This window comes from Aquificaceae bacterium, assembly GCA_037481935.1.
GTDB lineage: Bacteria > Aquificota > Aquificia > Aquificales > Aquificaceae > Pampinifervens.
This window is the reverse complement of sequence record JBBFKQ010000002.1, coordinates 12,983-34,812: the sequence shown is the minus strand read 5'-3', so window position 1 is coordinate 34,812 and position 21,830 is coordinate 12,983. Positions and strand designations below refer to the sequence as shown.

Annotated in this window: 26 protein-coding genes; 17 read left to right on the top strand and 9 right to left on the bottom strand. The window is 48.3% G+C overall.

Annotation, left to right across the window (positions count from 1 at the left end):
- Window positions 1-41: 41 nt before the first annotated feature.
- Window positions 42-2,825, bottom strand: a complete 2,784-nt coding sequence (uvrA, locus tag WHS43_01900) for an excinuclease ABC subunit UvrA (protein ID MEJ5338389.1) — start codon at window positions 2,823-2,825, stop codon at window positions 42-44.
- A gap of 32 nt (window positions 2,826-2,857) precedes the next feature.
- On the opposite strand from uvrA, the gene carB reads away from it, so the two are divergent.
- The gene (gene carB, locus WHS43_01895; GenBank protein ID MEJ5338388.1) at window positions 2,858-4,531 is read left to right on the top strand and encodes a carbamoyl-phosphate synthase large subunit; all 1,674 of its coding nucleotides are present in this window, start codon (window positions 2,858-2,860) and stop codon (window positions 4,529-4,531) included.
- Here carB and WHS43_01890 read toward each other — a convergent pair.
- The 3 genes from WHS43_01890 to WHS43_01880 all read right to left on the bottom strand — a co-directional run bounded on the left by WHS43_01890 (window position 4,528) and on the right by WHS43_01880 (window position 6,262).
- Complete coding sequence (locus tag WHS43_01890) at window positions 4,528-5,478, bottom strand: DUF523 and DUF1722 domain-containing protein (protein MEJ5338387.1); 951 nt, start codon at window positions 5,476-5,478, stop codon at window positions 4,528-4,530. The genes carB and WHS43_01890 overlap by 4 nt on opposite strands.
- Window positions 5,479-5,510: 32 nt before the next feature.
- Window positions 5,511-6,026 (bottom strand): fasciclin domain-containing protein, encoded by a 516-nt coding sequence (locus WHS43_01885; GenBank protein MEJ5338386.1) that lies wholly within the window; start codon window positions 6,024-6,026, stop codon window positions 5,511-5,513.
- Window positions 6,027-6,118: 92 nt separating this feature from the next.
- Window positions 6,119-6,262 carry a hypothetical protein gene (locus WHS43_01880; protein ID MEJ5338385.1) on the bottom strand — a complete coding sequence of 48 codons (144 nt, stop codon included), beginning with the start codon at window positions 6,260-6,262 and terminating at the stop codon, window positions 6,119-6,121.
- Between the two features lie 87 nt (window positions 6,263-6,349).
- Between WHS43_01880 and WHS43_01875 the strand changes: the two genes are divergently transcribed.
- Genes WHS43_01875 through WHS43_01860 form a run of 4 tightly spaced genes read left to right on the top strand, consistent with a single transcriptional unit; the run spans window position 6,350 to window position 9,314 of the window.
- A complete protein-coding gene (locus WHS43_01875) occupies window positions 6,350-6,778 on the top strand; it encodes a DUF420 domain-containing protein (protein MEJ5338384.1) in 429 nt (142 codons plus the stop codon).
- On the top strand, window positions 6,775-7,248 hold the full coding sequence (gene ispF / locus WHS43_01870; protein MEJ5338383.1) for a 2-C-methyl-D-erythritol 2,4-cyclodiphosphate synthase: 474 nt from the start codon (window positions 6,775-6,777) through the stop codon (window positions 7,246-7,248). Before WHS43_01875 ends, ispF begins: the two co-directional genes overlap by 4 nt.
- Entirely contained in the window at window positions 7,238-7,984 is a 747-nt protein-coding gene (locus tag WHS43_01865) for a patatin-like phospholipase family protein (protein ID MEJ5338382.1), read from the top strand. Before ispF ends, WHS43_01865 begins: the two co-directional genes overlap by 11 nt.
- Window positions 7,974-9,314: an MATE family efflux transporter gene (locus tag WHS43_01860; protein MEJ5338381.1), complete on the top strand. Its 1,341-nt coding sequence runs from the start codon at window positions 7,974-7,976 to the stop codon at window positions 9,312-9,314. The genes WHS43_01865 and WHS43_01860 overlap by 11 nt, the downstream gene beginning before the upstream one ends.
- Here WHS43_01860 and WHS43_01855 read toward each other — a convergent pair.
- A complete protein-coding gene (locus WHS43_01855) occupies window positions 9,309-10,316 on the bottom strand; it encodes a GGDEF domain-containing protein (protein ID MEJ5338380.1) in 1,008 nt (335 codons plus the stop codon). The two genes, WHS43_01860 and WHS43_01855, sit on opposite strands and share 6 nt — an antisense overlap.
- 9 nt (window positions 10,317-10,325) lie before the next feature.
- Between WHS43_01855 and WHS43_01850 the strand changes: the two genes are divergently transcribed.
- Genes WHS43_01850 through WHS43_01835 form a run of 4 tightly spaced genes read left to right on the top strand, consistent with a single transcriptional unit; the run spans window position 10,326 to window position 13,116 of the window.
- Window positions 10,326-10,805 carry a hypothetical protein gene (locus WHS43_01850; protein ID MEJ5338379.1) on the top strand — a complete coding sequence of 160 codons (480 nt, stop codon included), beginning with the start codon at window positions 10,326-10,328 and terminating at the stop codon, window positions 10,803-10,805.
- Between the two features lie 33 nt (window positions 10,806-10,838).
- Window positions 10,839-11,840 (top strand): ketol-acid reductoisomerase, encoded by a 1,002-nt coding sequence (gene ilvC, locus WHS43_01845; GenBank protein MEJ5338378.1) that lies wholly within the window; start codon window positions 10,839-10,841, stop codon window positions 11,838-11,840.
- The gene (locus tag WHS43_01840; GenBank protein MEJ5338377.1) at window positions 11,837-12,460 is read left to right on the top strand and encodes a CDP-alcohol phosphatidyltransferase family protein; all 624 of its coding nucleotides are present in this window, start codon (window positions 11,837-11,839) and stop codon (window positions 12,458-12,460) included. Before ilvC ends, WHS43_01840 begins: the two co-directional genes overlap by 4 nt.
- Window positions 12,457-13,116, top strand: a complete 660-nt coding sequence (locus WHS43_01835) for a 2,5-diamino-6-(ribosylamino)-4(3H)-pyrimidinone 5'-phosphate reductase (GenBank protein MEJ5338376.1) — start codon at window positions 12,457-12,459, stop codon at window positions 13,114-13,116. The genes WHS43_01840 and WHS43_01835 overlap by 4 nt, the downstream gene beginning before the upstream one ends.
- Here WHS43_01835 and WHS43_01830 read toward each other — a convergent pair whose 3' ends face one another.
- Both WHS43_01830 and WHS43_01825 read right to left on the bottom strand, forming a co-directional pair.
- Window positions 13,117-13,608 (bottom strand): efflux RND transporter periplasmic adaptor subunit, encoded by a 492-nt coding sequence (locus tag WHS43_01830; GenBank protein ID MEJ5338375.1) that lies wholly within the window; start codon window positions 13,606-13,608, stop codon window positions 13,117-13,119.
- Window positions 13,605-13,892 carry a DUF2103 domain-containing protein gene (locus WHS43_01825; GenBank protein MEJ5338374.1) on the bottom strand — a complete coding sequence of 96 codons (288 nt, stop codon included), beginning with the start codon at window positions 13,890-13,892 and terminating at the stop codon, window positions 13,605-13,607. The genes WHS43_01830 and WHS43_01825 overlap by 4 nt, the downstream gene beginning before the upstream one ends.
- Window positions 13,893-13,908: 16 nt before the next feature.
- Between WHS43_01825 and WHS43_01820 the strand changes: the two genes are divergently transcribed.
- Genes WHS43_01820 through rpoD form a run of 4 tightly spaced genes read left to right on the top strand, consistent with a single transcriptional unit; the run spans window position 13,909 to window position 16,939 of the window.
- Window positions 13,909-14,544 (top strand): phosphoribosyltransferase family protein, encoded by a 636-nt coding sequence (locus tag WHS43_01820; protein MEJ5338373.1) that lies wholly within the window; start codon window positions 13,909-13,911, stop codon window positions 14,542-14,544.
- Entirely contained in the window at window positions 14,531-15,046 is a 516-nt protein-coding gene (locus WHS43_01815; GenBank protein MEJ5338372.1) for a nitroreductase family protein, read from the top strand. The genes WHS43_01820 and WHS43_01815 overlap by 14 nt, the downstream gene beginning before the upstream one ends.
- A gap of 40 nt (window positions 15,047-15,086) precedes the next feature.
- A complete protein-coding gene (locus tag WHS43_01810; protein MEJ5338371.1) occupies window positions 15,087-15,230 on the top strand; it encodes a hypothetical protein in 144 nt (47 codons plus the stop codon).
- Window positions 15,227-16,939, top strand: coding sequence for an RNA polymerase sigma factor RpoD (gene rpoD, locus WHS43_01805; protein ID MEJ5338370.1), 1,713 nt, complete (start codon window positions 15,227-15,229; stop codon window positions 16,937-16,939). Before WHS43_01810 ends, rpoD begins: the two co-directional genes overlap by 4 nt.
- On the opposite strand, the gene WHS43_01800 is transcribed toward rpoD, so the two are convergent.
- Window positions 16,911-17,789: an NAD(P)-dependent oxidoreductase gene (locus WHS43_01800; protein ID MEJ5338369.1), complete on the bottom strand. Its 879-nt coding sequence runs from the start codon at window positions 17,787-17,789 to the stop codon at window positions 16,911-16,913. The two genes, rpoD and WHS43_01800, sit on opposite strands and share 29 nt — an antisense overlap.
- Entirely contained in the window at window positions 17,786-18,097 is a 312-nt protein-coding gene (locus tag WHS43_01795; GenBank protein MEJ5338368.1) for a hypothetical protein, read from the bottom strand. The genes WHS43_01800 and WHS43_01795 overlap by 4 nt, the downstream gene beginning before the upstream one ends.
- 14 nt (window positions 18,098-18,111) lie before the next feature.
- Between WHS43_01795 and WHS43_01790 the strand changes: the two genes are divergently transcribed.
- The 4 genes from WHS43_01790 (at window position 18,112) to WHS43_01775 (ending at window position 21,735) form a co-directional block, all read left to right on the top strand.
- Window positions 18,112-18,630, top strand: coding sequence for an ACT domain-containing protein (locus WHS43_01790; protein MEJ5338367.1), 519 nt, complete (start codon window positions 18,112-18,114; stop codon window positions 18,628-18,630).
- Window positions 18,627-19,133 (top strand): peptide deformylase, encoded by a 507-nt coding sequence (gene def / locus WHS43_01785; GenBank protein ID MEJ5338366.1) that lies wholly within the window; start codon window positions 18,627-18,629, stop codon window positions 19,131-19,133. Before WHS43_01790 ends, def begins: the two co-directional genes overlap by 4 nt.
- A gap of 82 nt (window positions 19,134-19,215) precedes the next feature.
- The gene (locus tag WHS43_01780) at window positions 19,216-19,656 is read left to right on the top strand and encodes a DsrE family protein (protein MEJ5338365.1); all 441 of its coding nucleotides are present in this window, start codon (window positions 19,216-19,218) and stop codon (window positions 19,654-19,656) included.
- A gap of 12 nt (window positions 19,657-19,668) precedes the next feature.
- On the top strand, window positions 19,669-21,735 hold the full coding sequence (locus tag WHS43_01775) for a TonB-dependent receptor (GenBank protein MEJ5338364.1): 2,067 nt from the start codon (window positions 19,669-19,671) through the stop codon (window positions 21,733-21,735).
- The last annotated feature ends 95 nt before the right edge of the window (window positions 21,736-21,830 follow it).

Genomic DNA, 21,830 nt, shown 5'->3' with positions numbered 1-21,830 from the left:
CTTCATAGTTCAACATCACGTTTTAAATTATAAGCCTGTCTTCAAGCCTTAACACCCTGTAGCACCTTTTTCAGATAATATCCAGTGTAAGAGTGTGGGTTTTCCGCCACCTCTTCCGGAGTGCCCACAGCCACCAGATAACCTCCCCTGTCCCCTCCCTCTGGTCCCAGGTCTATAACCCAGTCTGCACACTTGACTACATCAAGGTTGTGCTCTATGACCACCACCGTGTTGCCTTTCTCCACAAGCCTCTGTAGTATGTCTATGAGCCTTTTCACATCATCCATGTGGAGCCCTGTGGTGGGTTCATCCAGCAGATACAGGGTTCTGCCAGCTTCCTTTTTAGATAGCTCCCTTGAGAGCTTTATCCTCTGGGCTTCACCCCCGGAGAGGGTGGTTGCTGGCTGTCCCAGCCTTATGTAGCCAAGCCCTATATCTCTAAGAAGCTGTAGCTTTCTCCTCACTGGGGGAATGTTTTCAAAAAACTCGTAGGCCTCGTCCACCGTCATGTCCAGCACATCGGCTATACTCTTGCCCTTGTATAGGATGTCAAGGGTCTCTCTGTTGTATCTTTTGCCCTTACACACATCGCAGGGCACATACACGGGGGGCAGGAAGTGCATCTCCACTTTTATGACTCCCTCTCCCTGACAGGCTTCGCACCTTCCACCTTTGACATTAAAAGAGAACCTTCCTGCGTTGTAGCCCCTTGCCCTTGCCTCCGGTGTCTGGGCAAAGAGCTCCCTTATGTGGTCAAAGACTTTGGTGTAGGTGGCAGGGTTTGACCTTGGCGTTCTGCCAATGGGGGACTGGTCTATGTTTATGACCCTGTCAAAGTGCTCAAGTCCCTCTATGCGGTCAAAGCCCTCCAGCTGCGGCGTGCCACCGTAAAAGACCGCTCTCGCATACTCCCACAGGATATCGTATATTAGCGTGGATTTACCACTTCCAGAAACTCCAGTGATACACACCAGAAGACCCACGGGTATTTCCACGGTAATGTTCTTGAGGTTATGCTTTCTTGCTCCCGCTATCCTGAGCCATCTGCCATTTGGCTTTCGCCTCACAGAGGGCACTTCTATGGAGAGCCTGCCAGAGAGATATGCCCCCGTAAGAGACCTTTCGTCATAGAACATCTCCTCCACCCTTCCCTGAAAGACCACCTCACCCCCCTTCTTTCCAGCCCCCGGACCCATGTCTATGACCCAGTCAGCACTGAGGATGGTCTCTGGGTCATGCTCCACTACTATGACCGTGTTTCCAAGGTCTCTGAGGTCTTTGAGGGTGTTTATGAGCTTGTCTGTATCTCTGGGATGTAGTCCTATGGAAGGCTCGTCCAACACATACAGAACGCCAGTGAGCTTTGAGCCTATCTGGGTGGCAAGTCTTATGCGTTGCATCTCTCCACCAGAGAGGGTGGTGGCACTGCGCGCCAGGTCAAGATAATCCAGCCCCACATTGAGCAGAAAGCCGAGCCTGTCCGATATCTCTTTTATGAGTCTTTCCGCCACCAGGAGGTCCTTACCACCGAGCCTGTATATAAGGTTATCAAAGAATTCCCTTGCCTCCCTTATGGGCATCCGCACCAAATCCCATATACTTTTGCCCTCTATCAGCACAGAAAGGGCTTCGGGTTTAAGTCTGGCACCACCACACTCGGGACATGGCTTTTCTCTTATGAACTCTGCAATCTCTTCTCTGAGCCTCTCAGACTCCTCCTCAAGAAACCTCCTCTCAAGGTGCTTGACAATACCCTCAAAACTTCCACCCTCCACAGAGCCCCCATACAGAAGAAGGCTCCTTACGCTCTGAGGGAGTTCCTTGAAGGGTATCCTCGGGTCGTAGCCCAGCTTTCTCAGAAGGTTCATCACAGGATATCTCAGGTAGTCAAAGAAGGAAGAGTCCGTTATTCTGAAGGCATCCACCGCCGGCTCTTTCTCATCTACAAGTAGCCTTACATCCACCTCCCACTTTACGCCCAGTCCCTTGCAGGCAGGGCAGGCACCGTATGGAGAGTTGAAGGAAAAGAGCCTTGGAGATAGCTCCTGTATGGAAAAGCCATGGTCCGGACAGGTGAGGCGCTCACTGAAGACCTCCTCCCTCTGGCTTTCCACATCTTCCACCTTCAGGAGTCCCTTTGAGAGCTCCAGAGCTCTTTCCATTGCGGTCAGAAGCCTTGCTCTTTCCTCTTCTTCAAGGGTCAGCCTGTCTACCACAAGGTCTATGTGGTGCTTTCTATTTTTGTCAAGAGGTGGCACTTCCAGAATACGCATGTATTCACCGTCCACCTTTACCCTTGAAAAGCCCATGCGGTCAAGCTCTTTAAAGAGCTCCCTGAACTCTCCCTTCTTACCCCTCACAAGTGGGGAAAGCACAGCTATGCGTCTTCCCCTGTATCTTTCCCAGACCTTTTCCAGAATCTCGTGGGCAGAAAGCCCTTCAAGGAGCCTCCCGCACTCAGGACAGTGGGGCTTTCCCACGTTTGCCCAGAGCACCCTCATGTAGTCGTAAATCTCTGTGACCGTTCCCACCGTGGAGCGTGGGTTTCTGGAGGTGGTCTTCTGGTCTATGGCAATGGCGGGAGACAGACCCTCTATTATGTCCACTTCGGGCTTTTCCATCACTCCAAGAAACTGCCTTGCGTAAGAGGAAAGGGACTCCACATACCTCCTCTGCCCTTCTGCGTATATAGTATCAAAGGCGAGAGAGGATTTGCCAGAACCTGAGGGGCCTGTTATAACTACAAGCCTGTTTTTTGGTATATCAAGGTTTATGTTTTTGAGGTTGTGCTGGCGGGCACCGCGGATGAGTATGTGGTCAAACATCCCTTGCAGAATAGTATAAAATATAAACCTTAATGCCCAGACGCACCGACATAAAAAAGATACTCATCATAGGCTCGGGGCCCATAGTAATAGGTCAGGCGGCAGAGTTTGATTACTCGGGCACTCAGGCGTGCAAGGCTCTAATTTCAGAAGGCTACGAGGTGGTGCTGGTTAATTCAAACCCTGCCACCATTATGACAGACCCTCAGTTTGCCCACAGGACATACATTGAGCCCCTCACGGTGGAGGTGCTGGAAGAAATCATAAGGGTTGAGAGACCCGACGCCCTTCTGCCAACCCTTGGGGGGCAGACAGCCCTCAACCTCGCGGTAAAACTCTACGAGGAGGGAATTCTTGAAAGATACGGTGTCAGGCTCATAGGTGCCAATTATGAAGCCATAAAAAAAGGAGAGGATAGAGACCTATTCAGAAAGTCTATGGAGAAGATAGGTCTGAAGGTCCCCCCAAGCGTGGTGGTATCTTCCCTTCAGGAGGCCCTTGAAAGGGTGAGAGAGGTCGGCTTTCCAGCAATCCTGAGACCTGCCTTCACCCTTGGAGGCACAGGGGGCTCTATTGCCTATAACATGGAGGAGTTTAAAGAGAAAGTAGAAGTAGCCCTCAAAACTTCCCCCATAGGTCAGGTGCTAATAGACAGGTCTCTTATTGGATGGAAGGAGTTTGAGTTTGAAGTGATAAGGGATTCAAAGGACAACGTGATAATAGTCTGCAGCATTGAGAACTTTGACCCTATGGGTGTCCATACGGGAGACTCCATCACTGTAGCACCGGCACAGACTTTGACAGACAAGGAGTATCAAATCTTGAGGGATGCCTGCATTGAGGTTATGAGGGAGATAGGGGTGGACACGGGTGGCTCCAACATACAGTTTGCAGTGAGCCCGGAGAACGGAGACTTTTATGTGATAGAGATGAACCCCAGGGTTTCTCGCTCCTCCGCCCTCGCTTCAAAGGCAACGGGCTTTCCCATAGCAAAGGTTGCTGCGAAGCTGGCGGTGGGCTACACTCTTGATGAGCTCAAGAACGACATAACAAAGCATACGCCTGCTTCCTTTGAACCCTCCATAGACTATGTGGTGGTAAAAATACCACGCTTTGACTTCGCCAAGTTTCCAAGAACGGAGAGAACCCTCGGCACCATGATGAAGTCTGTGGGTGAGGTTATGGCAATAGGCAGAACCTTCAAGGAGGCTCTTGGCAAAGCCATAAGAAGCCTTGAGCAGGATGTTTACGGTCTTGCCTTTCCAGACTACTCAGACCTTGAGGAGGAGGAACTCAGAAGAGGGCTCAGAGTGCCAAATCCCGACAGACTATGGTATATATCTGCTGCCTTCAGAAGGGGCTACAGGGTGCAAGAGGTATACGAGCTTTCAAAGATTGACCCATGGTTCTTAGAAAACATGAAACAGATTGTGGACTTTGAAAGGGTTTTGAGAGAGCAGGAGCTTACTCTGGACCTTCTTAGGCTTGCCAAAGAGATGGGATACTCTGACAGAGAGATATCAAGACTGCGAGGGGTCTCAGAAGAGGAGGTAAGAAGCCTCAGGGTGAGGTGGAACGTCTTCCCTGCCTTCAAGGGCGTGGACACATGCGCCGGCGAGTTTATTGCATATACTCCCTACTACTACTCAAGCTACGAAAGACCCTACTACACGCTGGAAGACGGAGAGCTTCTGGACGAAGACTAATTCTGGAGATCCTCCGGGTAGGGCTGAAGGTAGGTCTGAGTCATAAGATACTGGTTTTCAAACCTGTAGGCGTAGCTCCTTAGAAACTCCAAAAGTATCTTCCTGTCTATCTTTCCTCCCCTGTTGTTTTCTACAAGCCTCATAAAGTGGGCCTTTTCCTGTGGGTTGAAGTTTTTTGAGAGATGTCCGAAGATGTGGATTATGGTGTTCACATGCTGACCCACCGAGGGCCTTCTCTTGAGAGCTTCTATGAAAAGCCTTCTGTATTCCTCCAGAGTTTCTCTGAAGTTTTCCATTTTCGCGTTAGCCACCAGCCTCCCCATAGCCTTTAACTTCACCTGAGAGTGGGCCATTAAGAGATACTTGTATCTCTGATGAAACTCCATAAGCTCACTTACCTCCTGCATTCTCCCTGTGCTTTCTCTCAGGTCCGCAAGGGCAAAAAGCCTTGTTAGAAAATGCTCTCTGAGCTCTGGGCTCTTTAGCCTGCCTTCATCCTCTACGGGAAGGTCTTGAAAGTTTTCCAGCACCCTCATGGCAAAAAACCCCTTTCCCTTTGAGTAAAACTCCTTCCCCTCTGGGTTTCTGTATACCTTTGTGTTGGAAACACCGCAGGATGGGGATTTGCTCTTGAGTATAAAGCCATCAATATCTCTGAGACTCCTGAGAAACTCCCCCGTAAAGCTTTCCATCTTGTCGGTGAGCTCAAGCCCCGTTGATGGCTGAGAGAGACCAAAACCCTCATCCTTTTTATAAACTATTATCCTGTCCCTTGGAACGCCAAGACCTATGGAAACCTCAGGACAGACCTCTATCACTTCGCAGTATGGAAGAAGCCTGAGCACAAACTCGTCTCTGACCTCCTGACCGTTATACCTGACGGGCTTGAGGTTAAGGCATGCACTGACTACTACCCTTGGTCTCGGAAAGGCTCTCACATAGAGCATTTTATATGAGAGCCCCCGAAGGGGCAAGTGGCTCACCTGGGCATTATGACCGTATCTATGACATGAATGACGCCGTTGGAGGCTTCTATGTCTGGCTTTACTATGTTGGCATTGTCAATCTTTGGACCGCCCTTAAGGCTTATGGTTGCCTGCTGACCCTGAAGGGTCTTTACCTTCTGTCCGTCTTTGAGGTCTTTCGAGTAGACCTTGCCTTCAACTACATGATAGAGAAGGACCTTTTTGAGAGCTTCCTTGTCTTTGAGAAGGGCGTCCAGTTTGTCCTTTGGCACCTTAGCAAAGGCTTCGTCGGTGGGTGCAAAGACGGTAAAACAGCACTTGGTTGCCAGAGTTTCCTCAAGACCGGCCTCTTTGAGGGCTGTGAGCAAGGTCTTGAACTGACCTGCCTGCTGGGCAGTCTGGACTATGTTAGGCTTTGCCGCTGCCTTTTGACCGCCCTTTTCGTGCATACCGGCTACAGCCAGCCCAAGGGCAAAGGAAAAAACTGCAGTGCCAAGAAGGGCCTTTTTGAAGAAAACAGTTCTTAGCATGACTACACCTCCTGATGGTTTTAATTAAAAAAATCTTCATGAATACCACAGGTCTTTGAAAGTGTTCATTTCTATGTTTCAATCAGTAATTTTTACGCTTTGTATTTTTTAGAATTGATATGTGACATCGCAGCCCTGCCCTTTTTACGACTGGATGTTGCGGGGCATATAAAAACTCTTCTGATGATACCTTCCACATCCCCTCTGTGTAACTTCACCCTAACCTGAACTATCATAGCCCACCTCCTTTTAAGCCAATATGGGTGTTAATTGTTAAAAATTCGTTAAACCATCGGTAGACTTCTGGTTGTATAATAGAGCGTATGCTCACAACCTTTGTAACCATACTGAGTATGCTCACCATATCCATAAGCGGGTTGGCGATAGTTCTGGGTGTATTCCTTATCAGGGCAGGGAAAAGGGAAGCCCACAAAAAGGCCATGATAACCGCCTCCGTGTTTGCGCTCATCTTCGTTTTCCTCTACATTTTGAGGAACGTCCTTCAGGCTCAGGGGCTTGTGCCGGTGGGGAAGTATGAAGGACCCTATAGGGGGCTTTTTCTTTTCATTCTCTGGTCGCATACCGCCCTTGCCATAGTGAACTTCCCCCTTGCGGTCATAACTCTCAGGTATGCCCTCAAAGGCCTTTTTGAAAAGCACAGAAAAATAGCACCCATAACCGCCTTCGTCTGGATTTATGTGGCCGTAACCGGCTGGCTTATCTTTTACTTCATGCAGTTTCTCAACAGATGAACATAAGAATAGGGCTTGGCTTTGACTCCCACGGGTTTGAGGAGGGTAAACCTCTAAAACTGGGTGGTGTGCGTATAGAATTTCCAAAGGGGCTCAAAGGACATTCTGACGGAGATGTGCTTCTTCATGCCATAACTGACGCCATACTGGGAGCCCTTGGGGAGCCAGACATAGGACAGCTTTTCCCCGACACGGACCCCAGGTGGAAGGATGCAGACTCGGTGCTCTTCCTTCAGGAAGCCCTGCGCAGGATGAAGGCAAGGGGCTACAGGATAGTCAACCTTGACTGCCTTTTCATCGCAGACCAACCCAGAATAGCACCCTACAAGGGTCTTATAGAGAAAAAACTCTCGGAGCTCCTTGAGACAGCCCAGGAAAACATCTCAATAAAGGGAAAGAGCAGAGAAGGCTTTTGCACAGAAGAAGGCATTGCCTGTTTTTGCACTATCCTTTTAATGCATGAAGGTTAACCTTGCCCTCTCAGGTGGAGCATCCCGTGGCATAGCCCATATAGGCGTCATAAAAGCTCTTGAGGAGCTGGGTTTTGAGATATCAGCTGTCAGTGGTGTAAGTGCAGGGGCTCTTGTTGGAGCCTTTTACTGCGACGGCTACAGTCCGGAGGAGATGCTCAGAGTGGTAAAGTCAAGGGACTGGCTCAGGTATCTCAGACCCACTGTGCCGAGGCTTGGGCTTGTGTCCCTGAAAGGTGCAGAAGTTTACCTCAGAGGCATGCTATCTGTGGACAGGATAGAGGAGTTAAAGAAAAGGCTTTTCATAGGTGCGGTGGACCTGAAAAGCGGCAAGACCCATTACTTTGACAGTGGAAGTCTTTTCCCCATCCTTTTAGGTAGCTGTGCCCTGCCGGGCATATTTGAACCTGTAAGATACAGAAGCCATCTCCTGATGGATGGAGGAATAACCAACAACTTACCCGTTGAACCTCTAATAGACATGGAAGGCCTTCTCGTAGGTGTGGATGTAAACCCGAACGCACCAATAGAAAAAGTTGGGAATATATTTCAGATACTTGTGAGAAGTTTTCTGCTGGCGGTCCGGTCCAACGTGGAAAAGAGAAAAGAGCTCTGCCATGTGGTCATAGAGCCAGAGCTATACGCCTATTCGCCCCTCAGTCTCCTCAAAGCGGAAGAAATATACAGACTTGGCTATGAGAAAACCATGCAGGTAATGAGGTCCTATGCCCGATAACAGAATTCTCATAGACCCCTCAGAGGGAAAACTGAGGGTTGCCAGAAGAGTCCTTAAGCTGGCACTTCCCATAATCCTTTCAAACCTGCTCTACACAATAGAAAGTGCCTTTTCCATAATCCTTGTCTCAGGGCTTTCTGCCTCTGCGGTGGCGGCGGTGGGATACTCTGCCAGTATGCTCTGGTTTATATACTCCCTGATGGCACTTGCCTACACGGGCACTTCCGTGCTCGTCGCTCAGAGGGTGGGTGCGGGTAAAGACCCATCTCCTGCACTTCTGTGGGGAATTGCCCTTTCCTTCCTGATAGCCCTTCCACTCACCTTCTGGGGCGAGGAGCTCGTGTCATACCTTATGCTGACCTTTGGTGCTTCCCAGAAGGTGGTTAGCCTTGCGAGAGAATATTTAGAGCCCGTTTTTCTCTTCATAACAGTGGGCTTTGCCACAAACGCCCTATATGCAGCATACAACGGATATGGAGATACAAAAACTCCCTTCAAAGTTGCCCTTCTCATGAACGTGGTCAACATAGGCTCTGCCTATCTTCTCATATACGGAAAGTTTGGCTTTCCAAGGCTTGAGGTGGCAGGAGCAGGCTGGGGCATAGCCCTCTCAGAGCTTGTGGGGCTTGTATTCTACGCATACCTGTATGCAAGACACAGAAAGCCCTTCCCCGTCAGGATGAGCCTGAGAGGGGACATCCTGCTCCAGATGCTCCGCATTGGAACGCCCACAGCTGTAGAGAGGGCCTTTACGAGCCTTTCCTTCAACATCTTCGTGGGACTTGTAGCCCAGTTTGGAGACAAGGCACTGGCGGCCCATCAGGTGGGACTGAGGGTGGAGAGCCTTTCCTTCATGATAGGCTTTGGCATGATGATTGCCTCAACCACCCTTGCAGGTCAGAACTACGGTGCAAGGAACTTCAGAGGGCTTGACTATGGGGTGAGGGTAAGTGCCCATACCACAGCACTGGTAATGGGTTTTATAGGGCTCTTAATAGCCCTTTTTCCACAGTATTTTTCCCTTATATTCACACGAGATAGAGAAGTGATAGAGTATGCGGTTTACTATCTTGTAATAGTTGCCCTGTCTCAGCCTCAGATGGCTTACGCCAGTATCTTCTCAGGTTCTCTGAAGGGTATGGGGAAAACCCACATACCCCTTGTGGTTAACCTTTCATCCTTCTGGCTGTTCAGGATTATCCCCTCCCTGCTGGTGTTAAAGGTGTTGCCCAACCCCATAGTCCCCTGGGTCTTCATGAGCCTTGAAACTACCCTGAGGGCTCTCATCTTCTACTGGGCATACAGGAGAGAAATAAGGAAAAACCTATAAAGCCCTGTTTTTCTTTTGCTGATACATGAGCTCATCAGCCTCTTTTATCATATCTTCCAGGCTGGAGAACCTGTCCTCAGACTCTACCACACCGTAGCTGAAGGAGAGTCTAATCTTCTGCCCTTCAACTATTATCTCAAGGTCTTCAACGGCTTTTCTCAGCCTTTCAGCCACATTTATTGCCTGTTCTTTCCTTGTCCCCGGCATCAGCACTGCAAACTCGTCACCCCCCCATCTTGCCAGTATATCCTTGGCCCTCAGACTCTGTCTGAACAGATGTGCTATACGCCTTAGAACCAAATCCCCCGCAGAATGACCATATAGGTCGTTTATCTTTTTGAAGCCATCAAGGTCAATAAGGACAAGAGAGAAGAGAGCATATCTTTTCTTATACTCATCAAAGGCTTCCTTGAGCGCCCTTTCAAAGGACCGCCTGTTGAAGGTATTGGTAAGATAGTCTATGTTTGCCTCTGCCTCTGCCTGCTCCAGCCTCTCCCTGAGCTCCTCTATCATATGCTGTTGCTCTTCTATTCTCTTGAGGAACCTCTCGTTCTGAGCCTTTATGTCCCTTAAGTGCATGAGAAGCTCCAGTATGAGTGGGGTCAGCTCACTTTCAATCGCCTTTTTCTCTATACTTGATAGCTCTTCTTCCTTTTTATCGGCGTATTCTCTGTGCTCTTTTATGAGTCTGTGGAACTCTTCCACCAGCTTGCTCAGCACCTCAAGAGTCATCTCCACATCAAACTTAACATCGCTTATCTTCTCACCGTTATACATACTCTGGTATATCTCCACCAGCTCTGCATCTGAAGGCAGCCTTCCCTTCTCAAGAAGGTGGCAAAATACCAGAAACCACTTCTCATAGTTTCTTGGCGTGGGCAGTATGTTGTTCCTCACAAGAAACTTTAGCTCCTCTCTTATTATCTCTCCGAGCAATTTAACCTCCTCGTCCTTGAGAGGCAACCCCCTCGTTATTTTTAAATAAAGTTCGCACCTGTTCATTTCTTCCCCTTGAAAATATATTTTATACTCATGGGCATATTTATTGAAGACCTTTTGAATTTTGGAAACCTCATAGACGCAGAGCTTGAAATTAGGCTAACTCCGGAGGAGCTTCGCAGGGCATATCCTGGTATTGACTTTGAGATAGGGGATGGAATATTCAGGATAATACGGAAGAAGAAAGTGCTTTTTCTGAGTAAAACTCAGGAGATAAGGCTTTCGGATGCAGACGGCAGGGTAAGGAAGGACAGGGAAAACTCAAAGCAGTGGGCCCTCTTCAGATTGCTTTCAAGGGATGGGCTTGAGGATATAAAGGGGCTCAGTGGTTTCATGCTAGAGGGCGAATATCTTGGCATGGATATGATGCCAGCTGTTGTTCTCACCGATACCTACGAAAAGATACCAAAACAGTTCAGGGATAAGCTCCTCATAAACAGATACAAGATAGGCAGAGATTACATCTCTGTATTTTTCAAGTTTGAAAAGTAGTGTATAATTCCTTAAAAGCTCTGGAGGATAAGGATGGCAAAGGTTTATTACGACCAAGATGCAAGTCTTGAACCCCTGATTGGCAAGACTGTTGCCATACTGGGCTATGGAAGTCAGGGGCATGCACACGCACTTAACCTGAGAGACAGTGGTGTGAGGGTCCTTATCGGTCTTTATGAGGGTAGCAGGTCAAAGGCGAAGGCTATTGCAGATGGTTTTCCTGTTCTCCAGCCAGAGAGAGCAACTCAGGAAGCAGACATAATAATGTTTCTGACACCAGACACGGTCCAGCCACAGCTCTACAGAGAGAGCGTTGAGCCTTTTCTTGACAGCTCAAAAAGCCTGGCCTTTGCCCACGGCTTTAACATACACTTCAGACAGATAGTGCCACCAAGGGATGTGGACGTTTTTATGGTGGCGCCGAAGGGTCCAGGACATCTCGTGCGATGGATGTATGAAGAGGGAAAGGGCGTTCCAGCCCTCCTTGCCATATATCAGGATGCCTCGGGCACATGCAGAGACAAGGCCCTTGCCTATGCAAAGGCTCTGGGTGCCACAAGGGCAGGCGTGATAGAGACCACCTTCAGAGAGGAGACAGAAACTGACCTCTTTGGAGAGCAGTCCGTGCTGTGTGGTGGTGTTACTGCGCTCATAAAGGCAGGCTTTGAGACCCTTGTGGAGGCGGGGTATCAGCCGGAGGTTGCCTACTTTGAGTGCCTTCATGAACTCAAGCTCATAGTAGACCTGATATACCAGTATGGGATAGCAGGCATGAGGTATTCCATATCGGACACCGCCAAGTATGGGGATGTGACAAGGGGAGATAGGATTTACAGGGCCGTCAAGCCCCTTATGAAGGGTATACTGGAGGAAATACAGAGAGCTGAGTTTGCCCGTGAATGGATACTGGAAAATCAGGCAGGAAGACCTGTCTTTAACGCCCTTCTTGAAAGAGACAGACATCATCTCATAGAAAGGGTGGGTGAAGAGCTCAGGCGTATGATGCCGTGGATTACAGGTAAGGAGCTTAAATGAACCTTACAAAGAGAAGAGAAGCCCTAAAGAAGGTTTATACCCCTGTGGGGGTTGCGCTCTACAGACTTCATCTGCCTCCAAATCTGATAACCCTCCTCTCGGTTGCCCTCGGAATGGCCTCTGCCTATGCCTTTTACCACGGAAAGTTTCTTACTGCCGCAAGCCTGCTTTTTCTTTCTGGGCTCTTTGACCTTGCGGATGGTATGGTGGCAAGGCTTTCAGAAAAAGCCTCCAAGTTCGGCGCAGTTTTTGACTGGCTTGCAGACAAATGGGTGGACGGTTTTGTGCTGGGCACAGTGGGATACTTTTATGCAGGACCACTCACCGCCATAACTGTAGTGACCGCCTCCATGCTCCACTCTTTTATAAAACCCGTGGTGTATGCGGAGATAGGCTACGAGGAAAGAACAAAGGGCAAGATAAAGGACCCACTTGAAGGGGTGGGCTTTTTTGGAAGGCCAGAAACCCACATAACGCTTATAATCTTTACCCTTTTTGAGAGGTTCCACGCCCCTCTGGGCCTTGAGTTTGGAATAAAGCTTATAGCAGTGCTTACCATGGCTTCGCTTCTTCTGAGGATACTTTACCTGTATAAACATTACGGGAGAGAATACGAATGAGACCCTATGTGATAATAGTTTCTGAGGTAAGTGTGGATGGAAAGCTTACACTTTACAGGGGGGCCTCCAGCAAGGAGCTCATGACCCTCATGGACCAGGAAGCATACCGGTATCTTCATGAGATAAGGGCCAAGGTGGAAGGCATAATGGTTGGGTGTGAAACGGTAAGGACGGACAACCCCAGTCTCACTGTAAGATATGTGGAGGGCAAAAACCCCACCAGAATCATACCCTGCTCCACCGCCAACGTGCCGCTGGATGCCAACATCTTTTCAAAGGATGCACCCACCATAATAGTCACCACAAGCAGGGCACCAGAGGAGAGGGTGCAGAAAATAAGGTCATTGGGGGCTGAAGTGCTGGTGGTGGGTGAGGACCTTGTGGACTTTGAGAGGCTCATGCCTATCCTCTATGAAAGGGGGATAAGAAGCCTCATGGTGGAGGGTGGTGCCTCCATAAACTGGGAGTTTATAAGAAGGGGCTTTGTGGACGAGATAAGGCTCATACATCTGCCCGTTATAGTGGGCGGAGAAAACGTGCCAACGCTGGTGGGGGGTGAAGGCTTCAAAAGCCTGAAGAATTTGCTCCATCTCAGACTCAGGTCCCATTTCAAAAGAGGGAGCCATCTTATCACCGAGTGGGAAGTGGTGAGATAATTAACGCTCTTCAATAATCAGAAGAAGCTCTGGGCTCAGCGTGCCGTTCACAAAGAGCCCTTCTCTGACCAAGAGCTTCTTTACCACGCCTCTAACAGGAGACTTTATTGTGCAGTATTCTATGAGCTTTTCAGTCCTCTCAAGCTGAGCTCTCAGGGCTTCATAGTTTGCAAGCTCCTTTTCATACTTGCTCTTCCAGTCCTCATATTCGCTCCTTGAGAGAAGTCCCCTGTTGAAGAGCTCCTCATGCCTTCTGAAGTCCCTCTCCACCTTCTCAAGGCTAACCTTCTGAGAGCTGAGCTGAGCCTGCAGACCCTTCTTCTGAGTTGTGTAAAGAACTGGGTCTATCTGCACAAGCATGTCTCCTCTCTCCACCCTCTGACCATCCTTTACAAAAACCCTCTCCACCCTGCCCTGCACTATGGCAGAAACCCTGACCTCCTGAGCCATCAACAAGTTTATGAAAAGAAGGAATAAGGGTAAAAATCTCATAGTTGCACCTTCTCTCTAAAGGCTTTTTCAAAGGCCTGTGGGTCCTTGCAGACTACAAAGATTTCCTGAACGGAGGTGCCAATTTTGTAGAGGAGCTTGTAGCCGGAGTTTGTCCTGTATTTTAAAAAAAGTCCCCTTGAACCCCTTCCCCCATTTTGCCTTGATATCCTGCCCGGTATTATTGAACTGACAGAATCCAGACCAGAGAGTTTTTCCAGATATTCTTCCAGACCTTCCAGAAGGTGATGCTCAAGTTTTACCTTGGCTTTTCTGTGTTTTGCCATGGTTTAAAATTATAAAATGGTCTTTGCAGACAGAAAAGAGGCGGGTAGAATCCTTGGAGAGCATCTTAAGGACATGGGCTTTCAGGCTGACCTCGTTCTTGGGATTCCAAGGGGTGGTGTGGTGGTGGCAAAGGAAGTCTCAAAAGCCCTCGGCGTTCCCCTCAGCCTACTTATAGTGAGAAAGCTGGGTGTTCCTTCAAACCCTGAACTGGCCTTCGGAGCCATAGACCCCGATGGACGCATATACACAGACAGATGGACGGTAGAGTATTTCAGGCTCTCTCAGGAGGACATTGACAGGGTTGCACAGGAGGAACTGAAAAAGATAAGGGAAAGGGAAAAAAAATTTTTAGGTGGTAAACAGCCAGAAGTTAAAGACAGGAGAGTTCTCGTGGTGGACGACGGCATTGCCACGGGTCAGACGGTAATTGCCGGAGTTGAATACCTTAGAAGAAAGGGGGCGAAGAAGGTTATTGTGGCTGTGCCAGTCTGCCCTGCAGAGAGCGCAGAAAGGTTGAAGAAGCACGCTGATGAGGTTTACTGCCTGCATACCTCTGAGGGTGGCAGCTTTGCGGTGGGCATGTTTTACAGGGACTTCAGACAGATTGAGGACTCAGAAGTAGAGGAGATTCTGAAAGATGGAGTTTTTTGAGGTTCTGAAAAAGAGACATTCCATAAGAAGCTATCAGAAAAGACCTGTTGAAGAAGAAAAGCTGAGGAAAATAATGGAGGCGGTAAGAAGCGCTCCTTCTGCGGGAAACCTTCAGGCATATGAGGTTGTTCTGGTTCTTGATGAAGATAAAAGAATGGAGGTGGCACGCTGGGCTTTGAGTCAGTGGTTCATAGCGGAAGCCCCTGCAGTTTTTGTCTTCTTTGCAAACCCCTCAAGGAGTGCTTTAAAGTATGGCAAGAGGGGGGCGGAACTATACTCTGTGCAGGATGCCACCATAGCCTGTGCTTACGCCCAGCTTTCTGCTGTAGCCCTTGGGCTTGGAACTTGCTGGGTCGGAGCCTTTGAAGAGGCTGGCCTGAAGTCCTGTCTTTTTGCTCCCAGAGAGTGGAAGCCTGTGGCAATACTCACTGTGGGATACCCTGCAGAAGAACCAGCACCTACACCGCGAAGGAGCCTTGAGGATATGTTTACTATAATTTGAGTTGCCAGAGAGGGTATGCCTGAGTATATTTTAGAAAGTTATGGAGTTGGGATTGAAAAGCACGGGTAAAGAGAAGGAATTATACAACAACCCCTATCTTAGCAGACATCAGATATCTGAGAACCTGTGGCACAGAGGGATGGATTTTACTGGCATAAATCTTCATAAAGGAGGTTTTGCATGATTTACAAGCAGCTCATGAAGAAGCTTATTGATATCAGTGAAAAGGGGTATGTGACCTACGACGAGATTAACGACCTTCTTGGACCTGAGCTTGTGGACACGGAGCTTTACGAAGAAATAATGGACTTCCTTCAGGAGAGGGGCGTAAAGATAGTGGAAACAGAGGAGGCTGTAGAAGAGCTGGAAAAGGATGAGGCATTTACTGTTTCCACTGAGAGCCTTCTTCTTACAGGTAAGGATGGAGACCCGGTGAGGCTGTATCTCAAAGATATGGGCAAGATACCCCTTCTCAAGAGGGAAGAGGAGATAATGTATGCAAGGCAGATAGAGATTGGAAGAAAGGTAATGAGAAGGGGACTTTTGAGAACCTCTTTTCTGATAGACAGGGTTCTGAAAGACTGGGGGGAGGTATGCAACGGCAAGCTAAAAGCCAGTGACCTCATGGACACAGTGGATGAGAGCAAGACCCTTGAGGAATATGAAGAAAGCCATGAACATTTAGAGAGATACTTCATAGAAAAGGGCTTTGAGCTGGCAAAGGCATACAAAGAGGCTCTTTACTGGAGAGACTCTTACCTTTTTTACGCGACACCAGAATACAAGAAGGAATATCTGAGAAGACACGCCAGAATGAACAGGATACTGAAAGATATGAAGCTCAAGCATTCCAAGTTTGAACGCATTGCGGACGAGCTTCTGAACCTCTACAACAGATACACAAGAAAGCTCAAAGAGTTTGAAGTCAGAAAAAAGAAGCTGGAGAGCATACATCCGGACATAGAGGAACTCATACAGAAATACGATGAAGACCCCCTCTTGCAAAAAAAGGCTGAAAGGGCAGGTTATGGCTTTGCAAGGTTTCATATGTTAAGGGATGAATACCTTACTCTCAGGAGGGAGATAGAGGAACTGAGGCGTGAGATGGGAATCCTTCCCGAGGAGCTTCAGAGGGTCATACACATAATAAGAGAGGGGAGGACAAGGGTAACTCAGGCAAAACAGGTTATGGTAAAGTGCAACCTGAGGCTTGTGGTCTCAATAGCCAAAAAGTATGTAAACAGAGGGCTTCACTTCCTTGACCTCATACAGGAAGGAAACATTGGTCTTATGAAGGCTGTGGACAAATACGATTACAGAAAGGGCTACAAGTTCTCCACCTACGCCACATGGTGGATTCGTCAGGCGATAACAAGGGCAATAGCGGACCAGGCAAGGACCATACGCATACCCGTCCACATGATAGAGACCATAAACGACATAACAAAGGCACACAAAAAGCTCTTTCAGGAGCTGGGCAGGGAGCCCACCGCCGAGGAAATTGCCAAGTATCTGGGCATATCACCGGAAAAGGCGAGAAAGGTAATGAGAGTTTCTCAGGAGCCTGTCTCCCTTGAGACCCCTATAGGCGACGATGAGGAAACCCACCTGAGGGACTTTATAGAGGATAAGAGCGTGCCATCCCCCGAAGAACAGGTTTCAAGAAGACTTCTCAGGGAACAGCTCATAAAGGTGCTCAGCACCCTTGGAGAAAAGGAGAAGGAGATACTCATGTATAGATACGGTCTTGTGGATGGCATAGAGTATACCCTTGAACAGATAGGTAAGATGTTTAACGTGACAAGGGAAAGGATAAGACAGCTCGAGACAAAGGCCATAAGAAAGCTCAGGCACCCTGCAAGGGCTAAGTATCTGAAGGATTTTGAGCTCTGAGCCTTCTGTAGAGCTCCACGAGGACTGAAAAGTCCTCACCCCCCATTCCCAGATATTTAGCGAGGGCGTAGGCGTTCTTTACATTCTGCACGCTGAAACTAAAGGCTCCGAGGTCCTTTATCATGTCCTCTGCATAGTGGAGGTCCTTGTGTATGAGGTCCACTGAGAAGTGAACCGAATAGTCCTTTTCAAGGAGTTTCTTTTTCTTAACCTCAAGAAGGTAGGATTTTCCTGCACCGCTCTCAAGTATGTTTATAAGTAGTTCCCTGCTAAAGCCAGCCAGCTCCCCGAGGGCTATTGCCTCAGAGAGAACCTGCATGAAGCCTCCCAGGACTATGTTGTTTATGAGTTTGAGTTTGCTGGCATTGCCAGCGGTTCCCACGTAGAATATGTTTTTGCAGAACTTTTCAAAGATGTGCCTGTTTTCCTCAAACCTTTCCCTGTCCCCGCCTACAAGCACCGTGAGCTCACCCTTCTGGGCAGGTATAACGCTTCCAAGTATGGGTGCATCAAGGTAGAAGGCACCCAGTTTACTGAGCTCTTCGTAGGCGGTTCGGGCGTAGGCATAGTGGTTTGTGGTCATATCCACTATGGTTTTGCCCTTAACTCCACCTTCAACCAGCCCTCCCTTTCCAAATATTACCTCCTCAGAAGCCTGAGAGTCAAAGACTATGATAAAAACCCTGTCCACCTGCCTTATGAGGTCCGCAGGACTTTCCACAACTGGAAGACCAAGCTCAAGTGCCTTCTCCCTTGTCCTGTTCCAGAGTAGCACATCAACACCCTGCTCCACAAGCCTCTTTACTATTGCCCTTCCAAGGCTTCCAAGTCCTATAAAACCCAGTCTCATAGTAGGCTCATTATAACAGGACTTGCAGATTCCCAGTCCTCGTAAGAGAGGCTCACATAAGCCCTCTCAGAGTCTGACATTACATCCTCAGGCGCACCCCCTATGCTTTCCACCAGCTTCTGGAGCCTGCCAGCCTTTTCTCTGGGAACGCTTATGGTGTAGGTCCTGCCAGCCCAACCCTCAGAGGTTTTTTCCATATAGACATCTATCCATATGTCTCCAAATTCGTAAGAAAGCATAAAACCCATGGGCTCTGCAAGACCGAGGATTCTTGCCACTTCTGATATGTGAAATTCCAGCTCATCCATATTAAAATCTTAGCATGAAGTTTTTTATCCTCTCCATATTTGGTAAGGACAGACCCGGCATAGTTGCAGGTGTTTCAAAGGCTCTTTATAGGATGGGTCTGAACCTTGAGGACTCTTCCATGACCAGGCTCAACGGTGAATTTACCATAATGCTCATAGTTGCCTCTGAAAGAGATACAACCGCAGAAGATATACTTCAGAGTCTTCAGGAAGTTGGACAGAATTACGAGCTTTTTATGGTGTGCAGGGAACTGGAGGAGGTAGTCTATCCTCAGACGGAGGCAATTTACAGGATAATCGTCTTCGGTTCTGACAGGCCGGGGATAGTCTACAGAGTTACATCTACGCTTGCAGACCTTGGGCTAAACATCAGCGACCTTAGGACAGAAAAGAGGGGAAATCTCTATGTGATGGTCATAGAGGCTGAGGGGAAGGAAGATATGGAGGAGGTTCTCAGGCCTGAGCTTGAAAGATTAAGGGAATCAATGGGCGTAGACATAAGCATAGAGAGGGAAGAGGAAGAAAAGCTGTGAGGAGACTTCCCATAATAACCTATCCCGATGAAAGGTTAAAGGTGCCTTCCCTTGAGGTGGTATCCTTTGACAAGAAACTGCAAGACTTTGTTGAGGACCTCATCTACACCATGAAAACATCTCCAAGTTGTGTGGGTATAGCGTCCCCACAGGTGGGCGTCCACAAGAGGATAATAGTAGTGGACACTTCTGGCTCAAAACATAAGGAAAACAAACTTAGCCATGGACTTATGGTGCTCATAAACCCCCAGATAGTCCAGCAGGATGGTGAACTGGTAGTAAGGGAAGGCTGTCTGAGCGTTCCAGACTATACGGGAAATGTAAAGAGACATTACTGGATAAGGGTAAGGGCACTTGACCAGAGAGGAGAACCTGTGGAGTTTGAAACGGAGGGCTTTGAGGCTGTGGTAATTCAACATGAACTGGACCACCTTGAGGGCAGGGTTTTTCTTGAAAGGCTTATATCCCCCAAAGACCTTTTCAGAAGAAAGGTCTATAAGTAACTCTTGACTCTTCTTTTAAACCTTGACAGAGGTCATATTGTGCATTACAATGTTAATTAAACATTAAATTGGAGGTAAAATCATGAGAATCAGAACACTGCTTGTGGCAGGTATCCTGGGTGTAATGCCCGCCCTTTCACAGCAAAGCCTGGCACACTCCCACCAACAGCATCAGCAACAGCAGGCTCAGGATAACATCAAGGTGGTGGTAAACCTTACAAGGGACAAAGCACCTTCAGCCCTCATGGCTATAAGGTTCGCCACCATATCCCTTCAGAGGGGCAATGAAACAGTTCTCTGGCTCAACTCGGAAGGTGTAAGACTTGCAGATGCCAAGGCAAAACACGCTCAGACAGGGAAGATGCTCAGAGACTTCATATCAAAGGGCGGGAAAGTCTATGTATGTCCTCACTGTGCTCAGATGCTGGGAGTCAGGGAGCTCATAGAGGGCGCAGAATTTGGAAAGCCAGATACCATCTTTGGTCTCCTTTCAGAAGACAGAGTGAGGGTCATATCCTGGTGAGGAGGTATAGAAATGAAGAGAGCACTTCTGCTTGGTGCAATTCTTAGCTTTCCAGCCTTTTCTCAGGAGCTTTTACTCAAAGAAGTTGAGGTCAAGGGCAAGAAAGAAACCTTCAAGGACAGTCTTGAGATAAGGGAGGTTAGAGAGTCCTTTGCCAAGGATGTGGGAGAGGCTCTCCAGAAGCTGGATGGAATCCACAAGGTGAGAAAAGCAGGAATAGCCAACGATGTGGTCATAAGAGCCTTCCAGAGAGACAACATAAACGTGCTCATTGATGAATCTGAAGTTCACGGTGCATGCCCCAACAGAATGGACCCGCCAGCCTTCCATGTGGACTTCTCTGAAGTGGAAACGATTGAGGTGATAAAGGGTCCCTTTGACATAAGGCATCAGGGCTCCCTTGGGGGTCTTGTGAACATAGTGACCAGAAAGCCAGAAATGGGCTTTAGACTGAGGCTGAACGCCACGCTGGGCTCCTTTGACTTCAGGAGCTTTTCTCCTGTGGTTTCTTACAGGGACGAGAGGTTTTACGGTCTTGCAGGATATTCCTACAGGTATTCAAAGCCCTACAAGGATGGGGATGGCAAGAGAATCACAGAGTATGCCAACTACAGACCTCAGTATATAAACTCCAAAGCCTTTGAGATAAATACATACTGGACAAAGTTCGGTTTTAAGCCCCTGGAAAACCACGAGGTTGAACTTGGCTACACAAGGCAGGATGCCAGACATGTGCTGTATCCAGCTCTCATGATGGACGCCATATACGACAAAACTGACAGGTTCAATTTTAAATATAGCATAGGAAAGGTATCCGACCTTCTAAAATCCCTTGAATTCCAGTTTTACTACACAAAAGTAGACCACTGGATGGACAATAGATACAGAACTTTTATGGGAACTCCTTCTGGTCCCTACTCTATGGCTACCGATGCAAAGACAAAAACCTATGGAGGGAGGCTGGAGGCAAAGGTTGCTGACTTTACCCTTGGAATGGAAGCCTATAGGAGAAACTGGGATGCAGTTAATTACATGTGGAACCAGATGGCTGGAAACTACGGGCGTCAGTTTATCATTCCTGATGCTGACATAACAAACTTTGGAGTTTATGGAGAATACAGAAAGTCCTTCTCTCCAAAGCTCAGAGTCATTGCTGGTTTAAGGATTGACAGCACCAAAAGCGAGGCAGACTCTTCAAAGGCGAATACAAACCTTTACTACGCCTACCACAACACAAGAAGCACCTCAAAGACGGACACATATCCCTCAGGAAACCTTCAGCTCTTTTACAACCTTACGCCGGAGCTTGAGCTTTTCACTGGCCTTGGCTATGCAGTAAGAGTGCCAGACCAGCAGGAAAGATACTTTGCCCTCAACAGGGCCATGATGTGCAATCCACCTCAGAATACATACTGTGCATGGGTAGGTAATCCTGAGCTAAAACCCTCAAAAAATCTCGAGCTTGATGTGGGTCTCAAGCACCAGACCCAGAGGTCTCTGACAAAAGCCACAATCTTTGTAAGTTATGTGCAGGACTATATAACTGTAAACAACAAACCTGTGGTAAATCCAATACCCATGGTTGCACCCGCAGGCGGTAGGGCAATGACTTACGCCAATACAGACGCACGTTTCTGGGGATTTGAGCTCAGCTCCACATACAACCTCTGGAACAACCTTTTCCTTCTCGGAGGTGCCAGTTATGTAGAGGGAAGAAAGGACAGAAAACCTGCTATTGGTATAACGGACAGAGATGTGGCGGAAGTGCCACCTCTCAGGGGCAGGCTCGGGCTAAGGTATGACACTGGCATGTGGTATGTGGAGGGTGAGGCTGTGGCCTCTGCCACACAGAACAGGGTAGATTCAGACCTCAGAGAGCAGAAAACCTCCGGATGGGCTATAGTGAACCTCAAGGCTGGTTTAAGCTACAGAGGGCTTACATTAAACGCCGGAGTTGAAAACCTCTTTGACAAAAAATACTACAGCTACCTTTCATATGTAAGAAATCCCTTTGCCACAGGAGTGAAGGTTCCAGAGCCCGGAAGGAGCTTTTACGTAAGTGCAAGCTATCACTTTTAAAGCCCCGCATGGCTATACCCAAGGCTCTTCTCCCGTGGGGGAGCCCTCCTTTTATATGAAATGTAAAAAACTGGTTGCAAAATGCACAGAAAGGG